A 14,071-nucleotide genomic window follows, 5' to 3' on the forward strand; every position below is an offset into this window, starting at 1 on the left:
ACATGAAAAAAGCAGCCACTACAGCGCAAATTGAAGACTTACTACACGACGGCATGACCATCATGATTGGTGGCTTTATGGCGACGGGAGCCCCAGAGCGCTTGATTGATTTGCTGATCAAAAAGGACATCAAAGACATTACCTTAATCAGTACCGACACAGGTTCACCGGGTCGTGGCTCTAGTCGACTTATTGCAGAAAAACGGGTGAAGAAACTGTATGCCTCACACATCGGCACCAACCCCGAAACGGGCAAACAAATGAACGAAGGCACACTTGAAGTGGAGCTTGTTCCTCAAGGTACGTTGGCAGAGCGTATTCGCAGTGCTGGCGCGGGTTTGGGTGGCGTACTAACACCAACTGGGCTTGGCACCATAGTCGCAGAGAACAAACGCGTGATTGAAGTTGATGGCAAACAATATCTCTTGGAAGTGCCACTTAAGGCCGATTTAGCGCTGATTCGTGGCTCTAAAGTTGACCGTCGAGGCAACGTTTTCTACAGCAAAACCACCCAGAACTTTAACCCTTTAATGGCAACTGCGGCAGAAACCGTAGTGGTGGAACCAGAGCAGATTGTAGAACTGGGCGAGATTGAACCCGAAGCCGTGCATACCCCAAGTTTGTACGTCGATTACATCTTAGTGGAGGACAACTAATGACTGCACAATTAGATAAAGAAGTCGTTCGCCGCCGCATTGCATGGCGCGTTGCTCAAGAGATGCAAGATGGCGACATCGTTAACCTAGGGATCGGCCTACCAACGCTGGTTGCCAATGAAGTAGACAAAGACGTCGAGCTATTACTGCAAGCGGAAAATGGCTTAATTGGCATTGATAAACTCGCATCAGAGGAAGAAATCGACCCGGATCTGGTCAACGCTGGCGGGCAGAACATCACAGCAATCGCGGGATCATGCTATTTCAACAGCGCCGACTCTTTTGCCATCATTCGTGGTGGTCACGTGGATTCAACCGTACTTGGTGCGCTGCAAGTCGATGAGCGTGGTAACCTCGCCAACTGGATCATTCCGGGAAAAATGGTTCCAGGAATGGGCGGTGCGATGGATCTTGTGGTTGGCGCAAAGAAAGTGATTGTCGCCATGGAGCACACAGTGAAAGGCAATCCGAAACTGCTTAAACATTGCACTTTACCGCTGACCGCCGTGGGTCAGGTGGATTTGATTGTTACCGAGATGGGCGTATTCGAAATCACCGATAAAGGCATGATGTTAACCGAACTCGCGCCGGAGTTTTCCGTTGAAGAGGTACAAGCAGCGACGGAAGCTCAACTGATTGTATCGCCTAACCTTATTCCAATGCCGACACCAAATTAACTCTAAATGCAAGAGGAGCAATATGCTCCTCTCTTCATAATTTGATCGTTCTTCAAGTTTGTGTCAGGTTTTTCTGAAACACGCAGTTTGCCCTTAAAATTCCCTCAAACCATGCGTAGAATCCCGCCCTGTTATGCGCATGGTTGAGTTGTATTTAGGGTAAAAACCAATGAGATTGTTGTCTGGATTCTCGTCAAAAGAGTGGCTGCTAACGGCTGTCGTGCTCGGAGGCTTAACTGCGTATGCCGTTTATCATTCCAACCAACGAACTTCTGATGCCCGCACAGCCGCCATTCAAGTGATCTTCGCCGACATGCAGTATCACGTTTCTATTCTCAATCAGAATGCGAAAGCCTTTAAGCAAGACCAAGGGGCCGACCAGTGCGTCTTAACCGCCGCTGGGTATCAAGAGTTTTACAATGGCTACCCAGAAACCCAAAGTGAGTGCGGTGAGCAAGTCAGCTTCTTCGATAACCTAACCATCACCGATGAGATGAAACAGACAGATTTAGTCTTCATCGAGAACAACCAATACTCCATGGTTGGGTATGGCAATGACGAATCACCAGAAGCGCTGATGGCAGGCAAATGCTACGCCTACTACCGAATGGATGGCAAAGGCGCGGATGGACACAGCTTTAAGGTTGATACCTCTCGCTGTTAGGGCAGATTTAACGCTGTATAGAACAGGGTATAGAAATCAAAAAGGGAGCGAAGTGCTCCCTTTTTACGGCTTACAGCCTGAATTTACGCTTGGCTGAGTGTTACTTCTTCCAATGGGAAGTGCGCGCTAGGCTCAACGAACTCTTGCTGTGCTGCGATGGTTTGCAGTTCCCATTCGCCCGCTTGGTAAGTCGCGTTAAGTACGCCATAGCAAGCGTCGTGGCAGTGTTGGAACGCTTGTTTTGGCGTCCAACCTTTCAATAAACCAGCGGTGAAAATCGCCGAAATCAAATCGCCAGCGCCTACGGGTGCTTTAGCAAACTCAAAATGTGGACGCTTCGCTAGGTAAGTGCCTTCTGACGTCGCAAGTAGCATGTTGAAGCTGTCATCTGACAGGCAGTAGAGGTGCTTCACCAACACTACTTTAGGGCCTTTTGCTAGCGCACGCTGACAAGCGTTGATTGCGTCATCCAACGTGTGAATTTCCATCTCTGCAAATTGGCTTAGCTCGAACTGGTTAGGCACGATCACATCCGCCATTGGCATTAGACGATTCAACAAGTTTTCTGCGATACCCGGCGCCACAATACAGCCTTTGTCTGGCGCGCCCATCACTGGGTCACACACGTAAAGCGCTTCTGGATTCGCTTTTTTAACTTTAGTAACCGTATCTTCTACTGCCAGACATTGCTCAGCACTGCCTTGGTAGCCAGTCAGAACGGCTTGGCACTTCTCTAGCGCGCCAATGTTACCAAGACCACGAACTAATTCGCTGATGTCATCAGCCGAAAACGCACGACCCGTCCAGCCTTCTTGATACTGGGTGTGGTTAGAAAATTGAACCGTGTGAATAGGCCACACTTCGAAACCCATGCGTTGCATTGGGAAAACGGCACTGCTGTTACCAGCGTGACCAAAAGAAACATGAGATTGTATAGAGAGGATACCTTGCATAGTACCAGACCTCTTCTTGTTGTTATCAATAGTTCAAAGACAGCGGCGAGCGCCAGATTTGCGAAACCAGTAGTGTATCCGACAAACCAAGATTCTCTAACTCAATTCTAGCCTTCTTCGCTGGAATCGTTTGGAGAGCTGGTTTTCAGAACCATTTTCTTAATTTCCATTTTGTCTTTATTGAGCGCAATTTCGAGGGTGTCCCCTTCCCTTATCCCGAGCTCGCTCAGGATCACGCTTGGAATGACTACGACGGTATCGTCACCGATCTTAACAGGTTGGCTAATCATCTTTCGTCCCCCAATTGTCGAAAATGAGTTTTCACGTTGCGAGTGGTGTTGTGTCCTCAACTTACCTAGTGTTTCAAATCAAAAGGTTATGGATAAAAGCAAAAGAGCCCTCCACACCGCGTATGGGAAGGCTCGATTGAAAAAACTTAGTTCACGAGAGGTTCGTGTTTAGAAGCGATCAGACCGTACGCACTCCAACCTAGGAAGGTAACGATAGAGCCCCACATCATGGCTTCGTAGCCAGAACCGTACAACGCATAGAAGCTGTACAGAGAACCAATCAGAGCGATGATGTTCGTTGTCTTCATCTCGCGCTCAGGCACGTGCGCCACTTGCTGCATGATGAAGATTGCGCCCATACATAGGATATAAGGAATAACGTTTGTCACTACCGCTAGGTTAACCAGTGCTTCAAATTGCTCGTTCAATGTTGGCGAGATAGTCATTAAAGAAAGCACCGATTGGATAACCGTGATGGCCACCATACCTTTGATTGGTGTGCCGCGTTTATCAACTTGTGAGAACAGTTTCGGGAAGAAGCCTGCATCTGAAGATGATTTGAATACTGACGCGATAGTGAACTGCCAACCCAGTAGTGAACCTGCACAAGCAAGAACTGCCATGCCTGCAACCACTTTACCAGCCGTAGAACCTAGCATCACTGTCCATACTGTTGAGAATGGCGCTGTAGATGCAGCAAGCTCAGAGTTCGCTACGATACCAGAACAGATGTTGGTTGAAACAATGTAAACCACTGCCGCAATCAGCGTACCGCCCAATACTGCGATTGGTACATTCTTTTCTGGGTTCTCTACCGCTTCTGAGTTCGCACAAGCCGATTCAAGACCTAGGAACGCCCACAGTGTCATTGCGATCGACGCACTAACCGCTTCACCAAATGGTAGGTGGTGTGGGTTCCACGCTTCTACGTACATGGTTGGGCTAAAGTAGAACCAACCAACAATACCCAAAGAACACACAGGAAGGATAACGCCCCAAACCGTAAACGAGCCGATTTGACCGGTGATCTTCGCACCACCAAAGTTAGCGAAGGTACAAATCCAAAGGATAGCGATGGTGTACAGACAGGTTTCGACTGGCGACAAAGTCACTTCGAAGAAAGCCGAGCCATAACCGACACAAGTAATCGCAATCGCAATGTTGGCAATCAACAATGACAAGCCGTAGGTCCAACCCGCCATAAACGCACCCGATTTACCAAACGCGTACGACGCATAACCGTTCATACCACCGTCACGTTTGCTAAAGCGACCACATTTTGCAAATACATAGGCAAGAGCCAATGAACCCGCCGCAGTAATCAGCCAAGATAGAATCGAAATCGTGCCCACTTGCGCCAACTTACTTGGCAGCATAATGATGCCCGAGCCAGCCATGTTAATGAATGTCAGAATGGTTAGCTGCACCACCGACATTTTTTTGGTTTCAGTACTCATAAATTATTCTCCACGAATAAACGGTTCGCACCGCGACAACCAAGTCACGATGCGAACGGGGTAGATTAATCTTTAAGGGCGTAGCAATGGGCGGTGGTGCGACCATTGACGTCTTCTAGGTATACACCTTGAATCTCTGGTGCGAAGCCTGGGAATCGGTTGATACCTTCTTCTAGAGATAAGAAGTAATCGACTACTTGTTGAGTCCAGATTTCGCCCGTGATCACACAGATAATGCCTGGAGGGTAAGGAAGCGCACCTTCTGCAGCGACACGACCTACCGCTTCTTTCAGAGGCAAGTAATCACACTCGCCGCGGAAGTATTTGCGTGTTGCCACATCTGGTTTGTGCACCATAGTTGGGAAGTATTCGCTACGGAACATCGCTTTTTGTAGCTGTTTCACGTTCAGCTCTTTGTACATGTCATGCATTTCCTGACATAGCTGACGGATGGTGTAGCCGCGGTAACGTTCTTTGTTCGCTTCGTAAACACGAGGAAGCACGATGTTTAGCGGCGCATCATCACGAATGAATTTCTCGAAGCGGTTAATTTGCGCCACAAGATGACGGATCTTACCCATGTCCTCTGCTGGAGTGAGAAGGAACAAGATAGAGTTCAAGTCACACTTCTCAGGGATGATGCCGTTCTCACGTAGGAAGTTAGCCAATAACGTTGCAGGAATACCAAAGTCTGCATAGCTACCATCTTCAGCAATACCTGCGGTAGTGAGTAGCAATTTACATGGGTCAACGAAGTACTGACCTTCGCCGTAACCTTCAAATTTATGCCAGCTTGCGTCTGGCTCGAACATGAAGAACTTCTTATTGGTTGCGATAAGATCGGTGTCGTAACTGCCCCATGGTTGACCATCCACTTGGTCAGGAATGAACGGACGAATCAGCTCACAACTTTTCAGGATTTCTTTACGTGCTTCGATACCCGTCTTAACCGCATCACGCCATAGGCGTAGACCCGCTTCACCATCGTGGATCTTCGCGTTCACATCCAATGCAGAGAACAGCGCGTAGAATGGTGAAGTTGACGCGTGCATCATAAACGCGTTGTTGAAGCGTTTGTGGTTACAGTAGCGAGCCTGACCTTTGATATGGTGGTCTTTTTTGTGGATTTGCGAGGTTTGAGAGAAGCCTGCTTGTTGCTTGTGAACAGACTGAGTCACGATCACACCCGCATCTTCTGGTTTCAGATCCAGTAGCAGTGGAGAACAGTCTTTCATCATAGGAATGAACTGCTCGTAGCCCACCCATGCCGAGTCAAATAGGATGTAGTCACAGAGATGACCAATCTTATCCATCACGTAACGTGCGTTGTAGATGGTACCGTCGTAAGTACCTAATTGGATGATCGCAAGACGGAAAGGACGTTCATCACGAGCACGCTCTGGTGACACTTTTGCGATTTGAGCACGGATGTATTCTTCATCAAAACAGTGCTCATCCATACCACCGATAAAGCCCCAAGGGTTACGTGCCGTTTCTAGGTAAACTGGCATACCGCCCGCTTGGATCAATGCACCGTGGTGGTTTGATTTGTGGTTGTTACGGTCAAACATCACCAAGTCACCTTCGGTCACTAACGCGTTACACACCACTTTGTTTGAAGCCGAAGTACCGTTGAGGACGAAGTAGGTTTTGTCTGAGTTGAACACTTTTGCTGCGTGGGCTTGAGCTTGGTGAGCAGAACCTTCGTGGATCAGCAAGTCACCTAAATCAACGTCCGCGTTACACAAGTCACTACGGAATAGGTTTTCACCGAAGAAATCGTAGAACTGTTTACCCGCTGGGTGTTTTTTGAAGAACTGACCGCCTTGGTGTCCTGGACAGTCGAATGCAGAGTTGCCCATTTCCACGTAGTGAGTCAATTGTTTGAAGAAAGGTGGAAGTAGGCGACATTCGTATTTGGTGACAGCCTCATTGATTTGGCGACCGTAGTATTCAATTGACTGTCTTTCCAAATCGATAACGCCGGTTAACCATACGTAATCTTCTGCTGAAACTGGGTTTTCATCTGTTACTAAGAAAACCGGAATGCCATAACCCGTTTCAGAAATAATTTTGTGTAGACCAGCCTTAATATCTGCAGAAGTAATAATTGCAGCGCCAACGTCAGTTAATTCGACGTGCTCAAGTGGTTTTAAAGTTCGGTTAAATTGCTCATCCAAAGATTCAGATAATAAACTGAAGTCTTCTGGCATGTAATTACTAACACCGATAATTAAACGTTTCATTTGAAATATCTCTTATTTGTTCTGTAAAGACGACAAGCACAGATATTACAATTGAAATTAATATTTAAAATTCAAAAAACAAATTTCGTGATTATTCGTTCATAATTAAAACTCTTATTTTCTCGAAATAAAATTTCGCGATCTTTATCACTTTCCTTTCGATAAGCCAATGATATTGAATTTTGGTTTAAATTGAATTCAGGTGAAGAATTATGTGACCTCACCAGTTATTATTAAAAAAGGAATCAAAAGAAAATAAAATTTTGCGATTTTCATCACTCTATATTTAACTAGATTGATTTATTAGCAATAATAAACACAATAAATACGCTTATATTTAACAATTTATAAACCATAAACAAAAAGCCATCAACATTTCTGCTGATGGCTTTTTACGTTATTGTTTGTTCTTTGGTGCTTTCTTCGACAAACGTAGAGATCAAGTCTAATCGAACAAATGGCTATCGAGTTTAACGCCGTTATTCGACCACAATTGATACCGTTTCACCGCGTTACCTGACGAATACATGGTGTGCTTGCAGTCCATACATTCGACAAAGTACAGGCCACTCATGCCAGCCATCACATGTAGCCTTCGGCTGTCACAGCGCTTACACGATAAGCGTTGCACCTTACTGTTTACATCGACACGGCGAGCAAAGTTAAGCGTTTCATGGGAGCACAGGGCATCCATCGCACTGTCTTTAAACGGGTGCTCACTGAGCAAGTGATTGATGGCGTAATCGTACACCGGGGGAATCGATGTTTTGCCGTTCTCTATATTGGTTATCTTAGCAACGGAAACACCCAACAAAGATGCAAATTCCACTTTGCTGTATTCCAAGATAAACCTTGAAGAGATGAACTTATCTGCACTAATGATTCTCAACATACACAAATCTCTAATGGACATAAAAAGAGCATGACGTTGCCCCTTTATGTTGAAAAGGATAATAACAGGTTGCTTCTTACTGTATTTATACGCAGAGTGTGCGCTATTTTTATTTTTGGGTATATTGCGCTTAATTTAGTTAAAGATCAACAGACACAAATTGAAACCAAAAATAGAAATTAAGATTTAGTAATATAAAACTTAATACCAAATATTAGTTAAAGTAATGAGTGTCATTAGAAAAACACAATTTAAGCTAACAAATTATTTTCATAGCTATAGTACGAGCTAATCAATAATAACGGATTGGAGCTTAATTCATGTATTTGCAGCAAGGGGGGATTTCCCTCTATTTATCGATTTATATAGGAATAGATTGGTGGCAAGTAAAATTCTGTTGAAGCTTTGCATAAAGATCACTCAGCAATTATGCAAACGATAGAACAAAGAAGAATTTGAGTGATAAAAAAGCCTCACGAATGAGGCTTGTTGAGATTCTGTGGCTGTAAAAAGTTTTGCGTAAAATCGAGCACTTCTTTGGAAGGTTGTTTTGGTGGAGGAGCAAACTCTTGTTGAACAGGCATCTCCGTTTCAAAGTTCAACTCTGGAGTGTCACCGAGGAGGCTTGCTTCGTCATGATGTTCCTCACTGAGCAGCTCGTTTAGCTCCTCTTCACCAGGGAAGTAAACTTCACGTTTGTAGACCTTGTTCAATGCACGAATGATGGAATGCTTCTTCACAACACCTGACGCTAACTTTCTTTGTAGCGGCTTAGCAATTGATTGTAAGCCAACCACCACATCTACACCGATGTTGCTGGCAACTTCATCACGCACAACTTTCGCGGGCTCATACCCCATGTTCGCAGACAGGAACAACCAAACGTAAGCAATCGCATTACCTGTTTTGCCCGTGTCTTTCCAAGCTTCACCGGCATGATACATGGCCTCTGCACTGCCACATTCTGCTGCTCGTTCTAACCAGTAGCAGCCTTTTACCATGCTCTTTTCAGTACCAATGCCATTGAGGTAACAAAGGCCAACTTGGATTTTACCATCCGCACTGTCTTGTTCTGCAGCTTTCATAAACCAAAATAAGGCGTCTGCTCGCTGACCTGATGTATTTTCTGGTGACAGTTGCCACTCACCCATATACAGCATGGCTGGAATACAGCCTTCATCAGCAGCTTCTTCGATTAATTGGTGACCTTTGGGAATGTTTTTCTCTGTACCACGCCCAAATACGAGCGCTTTACCAGTGGCAAACTTCGCCTCAACATCCCCTTCTAAGCCCGCAATCGCCGTGCGCCAAAAGTTGGCTTGCTCTCTTAAGATTACGTCTTCACGCATGCGCTCTGCCAAACGAACGACACCGTACATACCGGTAACGTTATCCAGTTTGGCGGCTTTGTCGTACCAATACAGTGCTTGCTTGATGTTTTCTCGTTCTGCTTCTTTTGCTAAATAAAGAATGGTCGGCACATGACCCGTTTCCGCCTTAAACGCACGTTCTTTACGTTCTTGCTCTCGCGCTTTTTGCATCGCCTTGCGATACGCCGCCTCGCGCGCTTTCCTCTCTGCCTCGAGACGTTGCTTTCGCATCGACAACGAGATCATCCAAACAAATATCAGGATGAGTGAAAGGCCAGTTGCTGCAATAGCAATGCCCATACTACTCATAAACCGCCTCTTTTAAATCGGGCCCATAAGGATTTCCCCTTCGATAGGAAAATCTTGTAAATTCTAATTTGGGTGTCAATACGCTCACGCAATGAAGCGCACACCGTCTCTATTATATAACGACCGTGTAAGTAAAATCTGAAGTTTACAAGTCATGAATAACGTCTTTTTATTCAATATCAACCAAACTTATTTTTAGTCGATAAATATCTCCCTTATTTTTATAGAAATAAGTCACAGTTTTGGGGCTTAGACATTCTCATCCCCTATCATCCCCCCTTTCTCCTCCTATAAAAATTTACATCATTAGGCTGTGCTCGATATCTCACTATGCGACCGATTTATTATTTAATTTGTGAACAAAATCTACTGTGATAGAAAATTTTCACTTGTAAAAAACTTAACGGCCTGCTCTCACATTTTGCTGATAGTTCAGTGTATTAGCATCTAGTTGAACATTTCCTTTTCGGCATTTTGCCAATCTATTATCAATTCAATAACAATGGATTTGTAAACGTGGACAATAAAACATTTAAATTATCAGCGATCGCCAAAACCGTTCTGCCTTTGATTTCCGTAGCGGTTATCAGCGGTTGTGGCAGTGATAGCTCTAGCGATGACACAACGAACCCGGGCTCTGGCCTACACCCTGCGGGAGAGAACGAAGTTGTCATCTATTACAAACGTGACGTAGCATCAGCTTCAACAGCAAGCGACTATGATGGTTGGGGTCTGCACCTTTGGAATGGTGAAGGCTGTACCAGTACTGACCTAGAAGCAATGGGGATTGCTGACGGTGGTACAGACTGGGCATCACCACTTCCATTCGATGGCATCAGCGACACTTACGGTGCGTACTACGTGCTTAAAGTCGATCCAGATGCATCTGACCCGCACAACTGTATGAACTTCATCCTGCACAAAGGCGACGAAAAAGCCTTCGGCAGCGCAAACTCTAAAGTGGAACTGACCAAGCTGGGTGAATCACAAGGTCTATTCGGCTTCCACGGCAGCAGCGAGCTTTACTACGAGCCAATCGAAGAACGTCCAGTAGACATCGATGGCCAAAAAGCCCATTGGTTAGACGCTGAAACCATCGCTTGGGAAGCGGCAGGTAGTGCTGACTCAATGAAGCTTTACTACAGCTTGACCAATGACATCAAGATGGATGAAGACAAGCAAATCACTGGCGGTACAGCGGTTGAGCTGACAAAAGCTGGCGACTTGTCTGATGAACTAAAAGAGCGTTTCCGTCACCTTGCTAGTCTTCAAGCGGCGGGTATCGACGTGAATGCCGAGACACTACGTACGATTTTGAAATCACAAATCGTAATGGTTGCTTACAATGCCGATGGCGATGTGACTTCAGCTACTGAAGTACAAAAACCAGGCGTGCTTGATGCCGTATTTGCAGATGAAGATGCGGGTAATGCAATCAGTGAAGAGTTGGGCGCAATTGTTGAAGGTAGCGCGGCAACATTCAAACTTTGGGCACCAACAGCGCAAGACGTTGACCTAATCATCTACGATGCGGACTTTGCGGAAGAAGCAACAGTTGCAATGACTGAGAACCCAGAAACAGGTATCTGGGAATCAGAAGCGCAAGGCAACGTACTGAACAAGTTCTACCGTTACCAAGTGAAGGTTTACCACCCGACGACTGGTGTTGTTGAAACTCGTCTAGTGACTGACCCTTACTCGCTAAGCTTGTCGCAAAACTCAATGTACTCACAAGTTGTCGATCTAGACAGCGCTGCGTTGAAACCAGCAGAGTGGGATAACTACGACCGCCCAACGGTTGCAAAAGATGAAGACCACGTTCTTTACGAATCACATCTTCGTGACTTCAGCTTTAGCGATACGAAAGGCACGCAATCGCTAAACGGTAAGTACCTAGCACTGACAGAAGCAGAGCGTGAGTCGGTTACTCACCTTCAAGCACTGAAAGACGCAGGTCTAACCACGCTTCACATTCTGCCAGCGTTCGATATTGCAACGGTTGATGAAAACGCAGAAAACCGCGTAGATATCACCGATACCGTAGGCAAGCTATGTGGCATCAAACCAGCGGCTTCAATCTGTGAAACAGAAGACGACGCTAAAATCATTGAAGATGTACTAAACAGCTACGATCCAGCAACGGGGGCTGCACAAGCACTGATGAACGATCTACGCATGCTAGACAGCTTCAACTGGGGTTACGACCCATTCCACTACACTGTGCCAGAAGGCAGCTACGCGACCGATCCAAACGGTTCTAAACGTATCCTTGAATTCCGTGAAATGGTTCAAGCGACACACAAAATGGATCTGAAGCTGGTTATGGACGTGGTGTACAACCACACTAACGCATCGGGCGTAAACGAAAAATCTGTCCTAGATAAGATCGTCCCAGGATACTACCACCGTCTGAATGTGAACACGGGTGGCGTTGAGAACTCAACTTGTTGTGACAACACAGCCACTGAGAACTTGATGATGGGTAAACTGATGGTTGACTCATTGCTTGTGTGGGCGGATGACTACAAAGTTGACGGCTTCCGTTTTGACTTGATGGCACACCAACCAAAAGACTTGATGGAATACGCTCTGGAGCGCGTTAAACAAGTCGATAAAAACACGCTATTCTACGGTGAAGGTTGGGACTTCGGTGAAGTAGCAAACAACGCTCGCTTCGACCAAGCAACACAAATCAACATGGCTGGCACTGGCATCGGTACCTTCTCTGACCGTCTACGTGACGCGGTTCGTGGTGGTAGCCCATTCGATGGCGGTGTGGACTCTGAAGGTAAGCACCCACTTCGCTTTAACCAAGGTTTTGGTAACGCAGGTTACCCGAACGAAGAAACGAAGACAGATGCAGAAGCGGTAAACGGTCGTCTACACAACCAAGACTTAGTACGTCTGGGTATGGCAGGTAACCTAGCAGAATTCGTTCTTCTAGACTTCGAAGGTGAAACTAAACTTGGTAAGAACGTAGACTACAACGGTGCGCCAGCGGGTTACACTAAGATCCCTTCTGAGAACATCTCTTACGTATCTAAGCACGATAACCAAACGCTATGGGACAACAACGCGTACAAGATCGCGACTGGCACTTCATCTGCTGACCGCGCACGTATGCAAACCGTGTCTCTATCTACGGTAATGCTTGGTCAAGGTATCCCGTTCATCCACATGGGTTCTGAGCTACTGCGTTCGAAATCAATGCAGCGTGACTCTTACGATTCAGGTGACTGGTTCAACCGCGTTTACTTCGACGGTAGCGACAACAACTGGAACGTCGGTCTACCTCGTGAAGACAAAGACGGCGCAAACTGGGAGCTGATCAAAACTATCGTTGCTGACAGCACTGCGATGCCAAACACTGACGATATCGAGCTAACTAAGCAACAATTCCTAGAACTACTGACTATTCGTAGCTCAAGCGAACTGTTCCGTTTAGATACTGCTCAAGAAGTCATGAACCGCGTTGACTTCCGCAACGTAGGCAAAGACCAAGTGGAAGGCTTGATCGTCATGTCTATTGATGACGGTGTATCAGCAGGTAAAGATCTCGACGCGAACTACGATGCAATCGTGGCTGTAGTGAACTCAACATCAGAAACGAAATCGTTCAAAGTTGAAGGTGCAACTGGCTTCGAACTGCATGAAGTTCAAAAAGACTCTGCAGATAGCCGTGTGAAAGGCGCAAGCTTCTCAGGCGAGACCTTTACGGTTCCAGCACTAACAACAGCGGTATTTGTTCAACCACAAAACGGCGCTCAAGGTGCAGGTCTACCAGTAAACACTGACAACAAAGACGTATCGAGCATTCCTCCTTACGGTGAAACAGTCGTTTACGTTAAAGGCACAATGAACGATTGGTCTGACAACAGCGATTGGGCAATGAGCTTCATCGGCAACGGCATGTACTCTGTAACTGGCGTTCTTGAAGCTGGTGAGCACGAGTTCAAATTTGCGGACTCTGGCTGGGCAAATCCAAACATCGGTTGTGGTGCTGCGGATCTAGCTTCTGGTTCACTAGATTTAGGCTCAGACGATAACTGTAAGTTGTCAGTTGCTGAAACAGGTAAGTACAACTTTACTCTGAACGCACTACATGTTCAGGATGAAAGCGTTGCAAAACCAGTAGTTTCAGTGACTAAGTCAGCAGACGCGCCAACGTTCGGTGAAACTTCACTGTTCCTACGCGGCACAATCACGACTTGGGATACTCCAGCTGAGACCTCAAGTGCGAAATTCACTTACGTTGCAGCAGATGTTTACTCGCTAGATATCGACCTAGCAGCAGGCAGCTACGAAATGAAGATCGCAAGTGCAGATTGGGCTGATGCAACCAACTTTGGTGGCGAAGGCAGTGTTGAGCTAGACACCGCCGTTACTATGGATGCAGGCGGTTCAAGTGCAAACCTTAAAATCACGATTGCAGAAGCAGGAAACTACAACTTCCACTTCAACGCAGCAGATAAAGCAGCACCAATCGTGACAGTGACTAAGAACTAAAAACAGTAGGCGCAATCATGTGCTAGCTTGGGGAGGGTAAAACCTCCCCTT

General features: G+C 46.2%; 10 protein-coding genes. 4 read left to right on the forward strand and 6 right to left on the reverse strand.

The features are described 5' to 3' along the window. The first annotated feature begins 2 nt into the window (after window positions 1–2). The 3 genes from ATB78_RS02225 to ATB78_RS02235 all read left to right on the forward strand — a co-directional run bounded on the left by ATB78_RS02225 (window position 3) and on the right by ATB78_RS02235 (window position 1,997). Window positions 3–656, forward strand: coding sequence for a CoA transferase subunit A (locus ATB78_RS02225; RefSeq protein ID WP_061007732.1), 654 nt, complete (start codon window positions 3–5; stop codon window positions 654–656). Continuing rightward, complete coding sequence (locus ATB78_RS02230; protein ID WP_061007707.1) at window positions 656–1,333, forward strand: 3-oxoacid CoA-transferase subunit B; 678 nt, start codon at window positions 656–658, stop codon at window positions 1,331–1,333. The genes ATB78_RS02225 and ATB78_RS02230 overlap by 1 nt, the downstream gene beginning before the upstream one ends. Before the next feature lie 169 nt (window positions 1,334–1,502). Next, window positions 1,503–1,997, forward strand: a complete 495-nt coding sequence (locus tag ATB78_RS02235; RefSeq protein ID WP_033005659.1) for a hypothetical protein — start codon at window positions 1,503–1,505, stop codon at window positions 1,995–1,997. Window positions 1,998–2,080: 83 nt separating this feature from the next. Here the strand turns inward: ATB78_RS02235 and pdxY are convergent, their stop codons facing one another. The 6 genes from pdxY to ATB78_RS02265 all read right to left on the reverse strand — a co-directional run bounded on the left by pdxY (window position 2,081) and on the right by ATB78_RS02265 (window position 9,514). After that, a complete protein-coding gene (gene pdxY / locus ATB78_RS02240) occupies window positions 2,081–2,950 on the reverse strand; it encodes a pyridoxal kinase PdxY (RefSeq protein ID WP_061007708.1) in 870 nt (289 codons plus the stop codon). A 107-nt stretch (window positions 2,951–3,057) separates the two neighbouring features. Then, window positions 3,058–3,240: an AbrB/MazE/SpoVT family DNA-binding domain-containing protein gene (locus tag ATB78_RS02245; protein ID WP_020195607.1), complete on the reverse strand. Its 183-nt coding sequence runs from the start codon at window positions 3,238–3,240 to the stop codon at window positions 3,058–3,060. Between the two features lie 146 nt (window positions 3,241–3,386). Continuing rightward, window positions 3,387–4,697 carry a putrescine-ornithine antiporter gene (potE, locus tag ATB78_RS02250; RefSeq protein ID WP_005447372.1) on the reverse strand — a complete coding sequence of 437 codons (1,311 nt, stop codon included), beginning with the start codon at window positions 4,695–4,697 and terminating at the stop codon, window positions 3,387–3,389. Window positions 4,698–4,762: 65 nt separating this feature from the next. Continuing rightward, a complete protein-coding gene (gene speF, locus ATB78_RS02255; RefSeq protein WP_005429232.1) occupies window positions 4,763–6,943 on the reverse strand; it encodes an ornithine decarboxylase SpeF in 2,181 nt (726 codons plus the stop codon). Window positions 6,944–7,388: 445 nt separating this feature from the next. Next, entirely contained in the window at window positions 7,389–7,835 is a 447-nt protein-coding gene (locus tag ATB78_RS02260) for a helix-turn-helix transcriptional regulator (protein ID WP_009706527.1), read from the reverse strand. A 473-nt stretch (window positions 7,836–8,308) separates the two neighbouring features. Next, entirely contained in the window at window positions 8,309–9,514 is a 1,206-nt protein-coding gene (locus ATB78_RS02265) for an SEL1-like repeat protein (RefSeq protein WP_061007709.1), read from the reverse strand. 516 nt (window positions 9,515–10,030) lie between these two features. Here ATB78_RS02265 and pulA point away from each other — a divergent pair. Then, a complete protein-coding gene (pulA, locus tag ATB78_RS02270; RefSeq protein ID WP_061007710.1) occupies window positions 10,031–14,020 on the forward strand; it encodes a pullulanase-type alpha-1,6-glucosidase in 3,990 nt (1,329 codons plus the stop codon). The last annotated feature ends 51 nt before the right edge of the window (window positions 14,021–14,071 follow it).

The sequence above is a fragment of the Vibrio sp. CUB2 genome (assembly GCF_001557945.1).
In the GTDB taxonomy this organism is placed as follows: Bacteria; Pseudomonadota; Gammaproteobacteria; order Enterobacterales; family Vibrionaceae; genus Vibrio; species Vibrio owensii.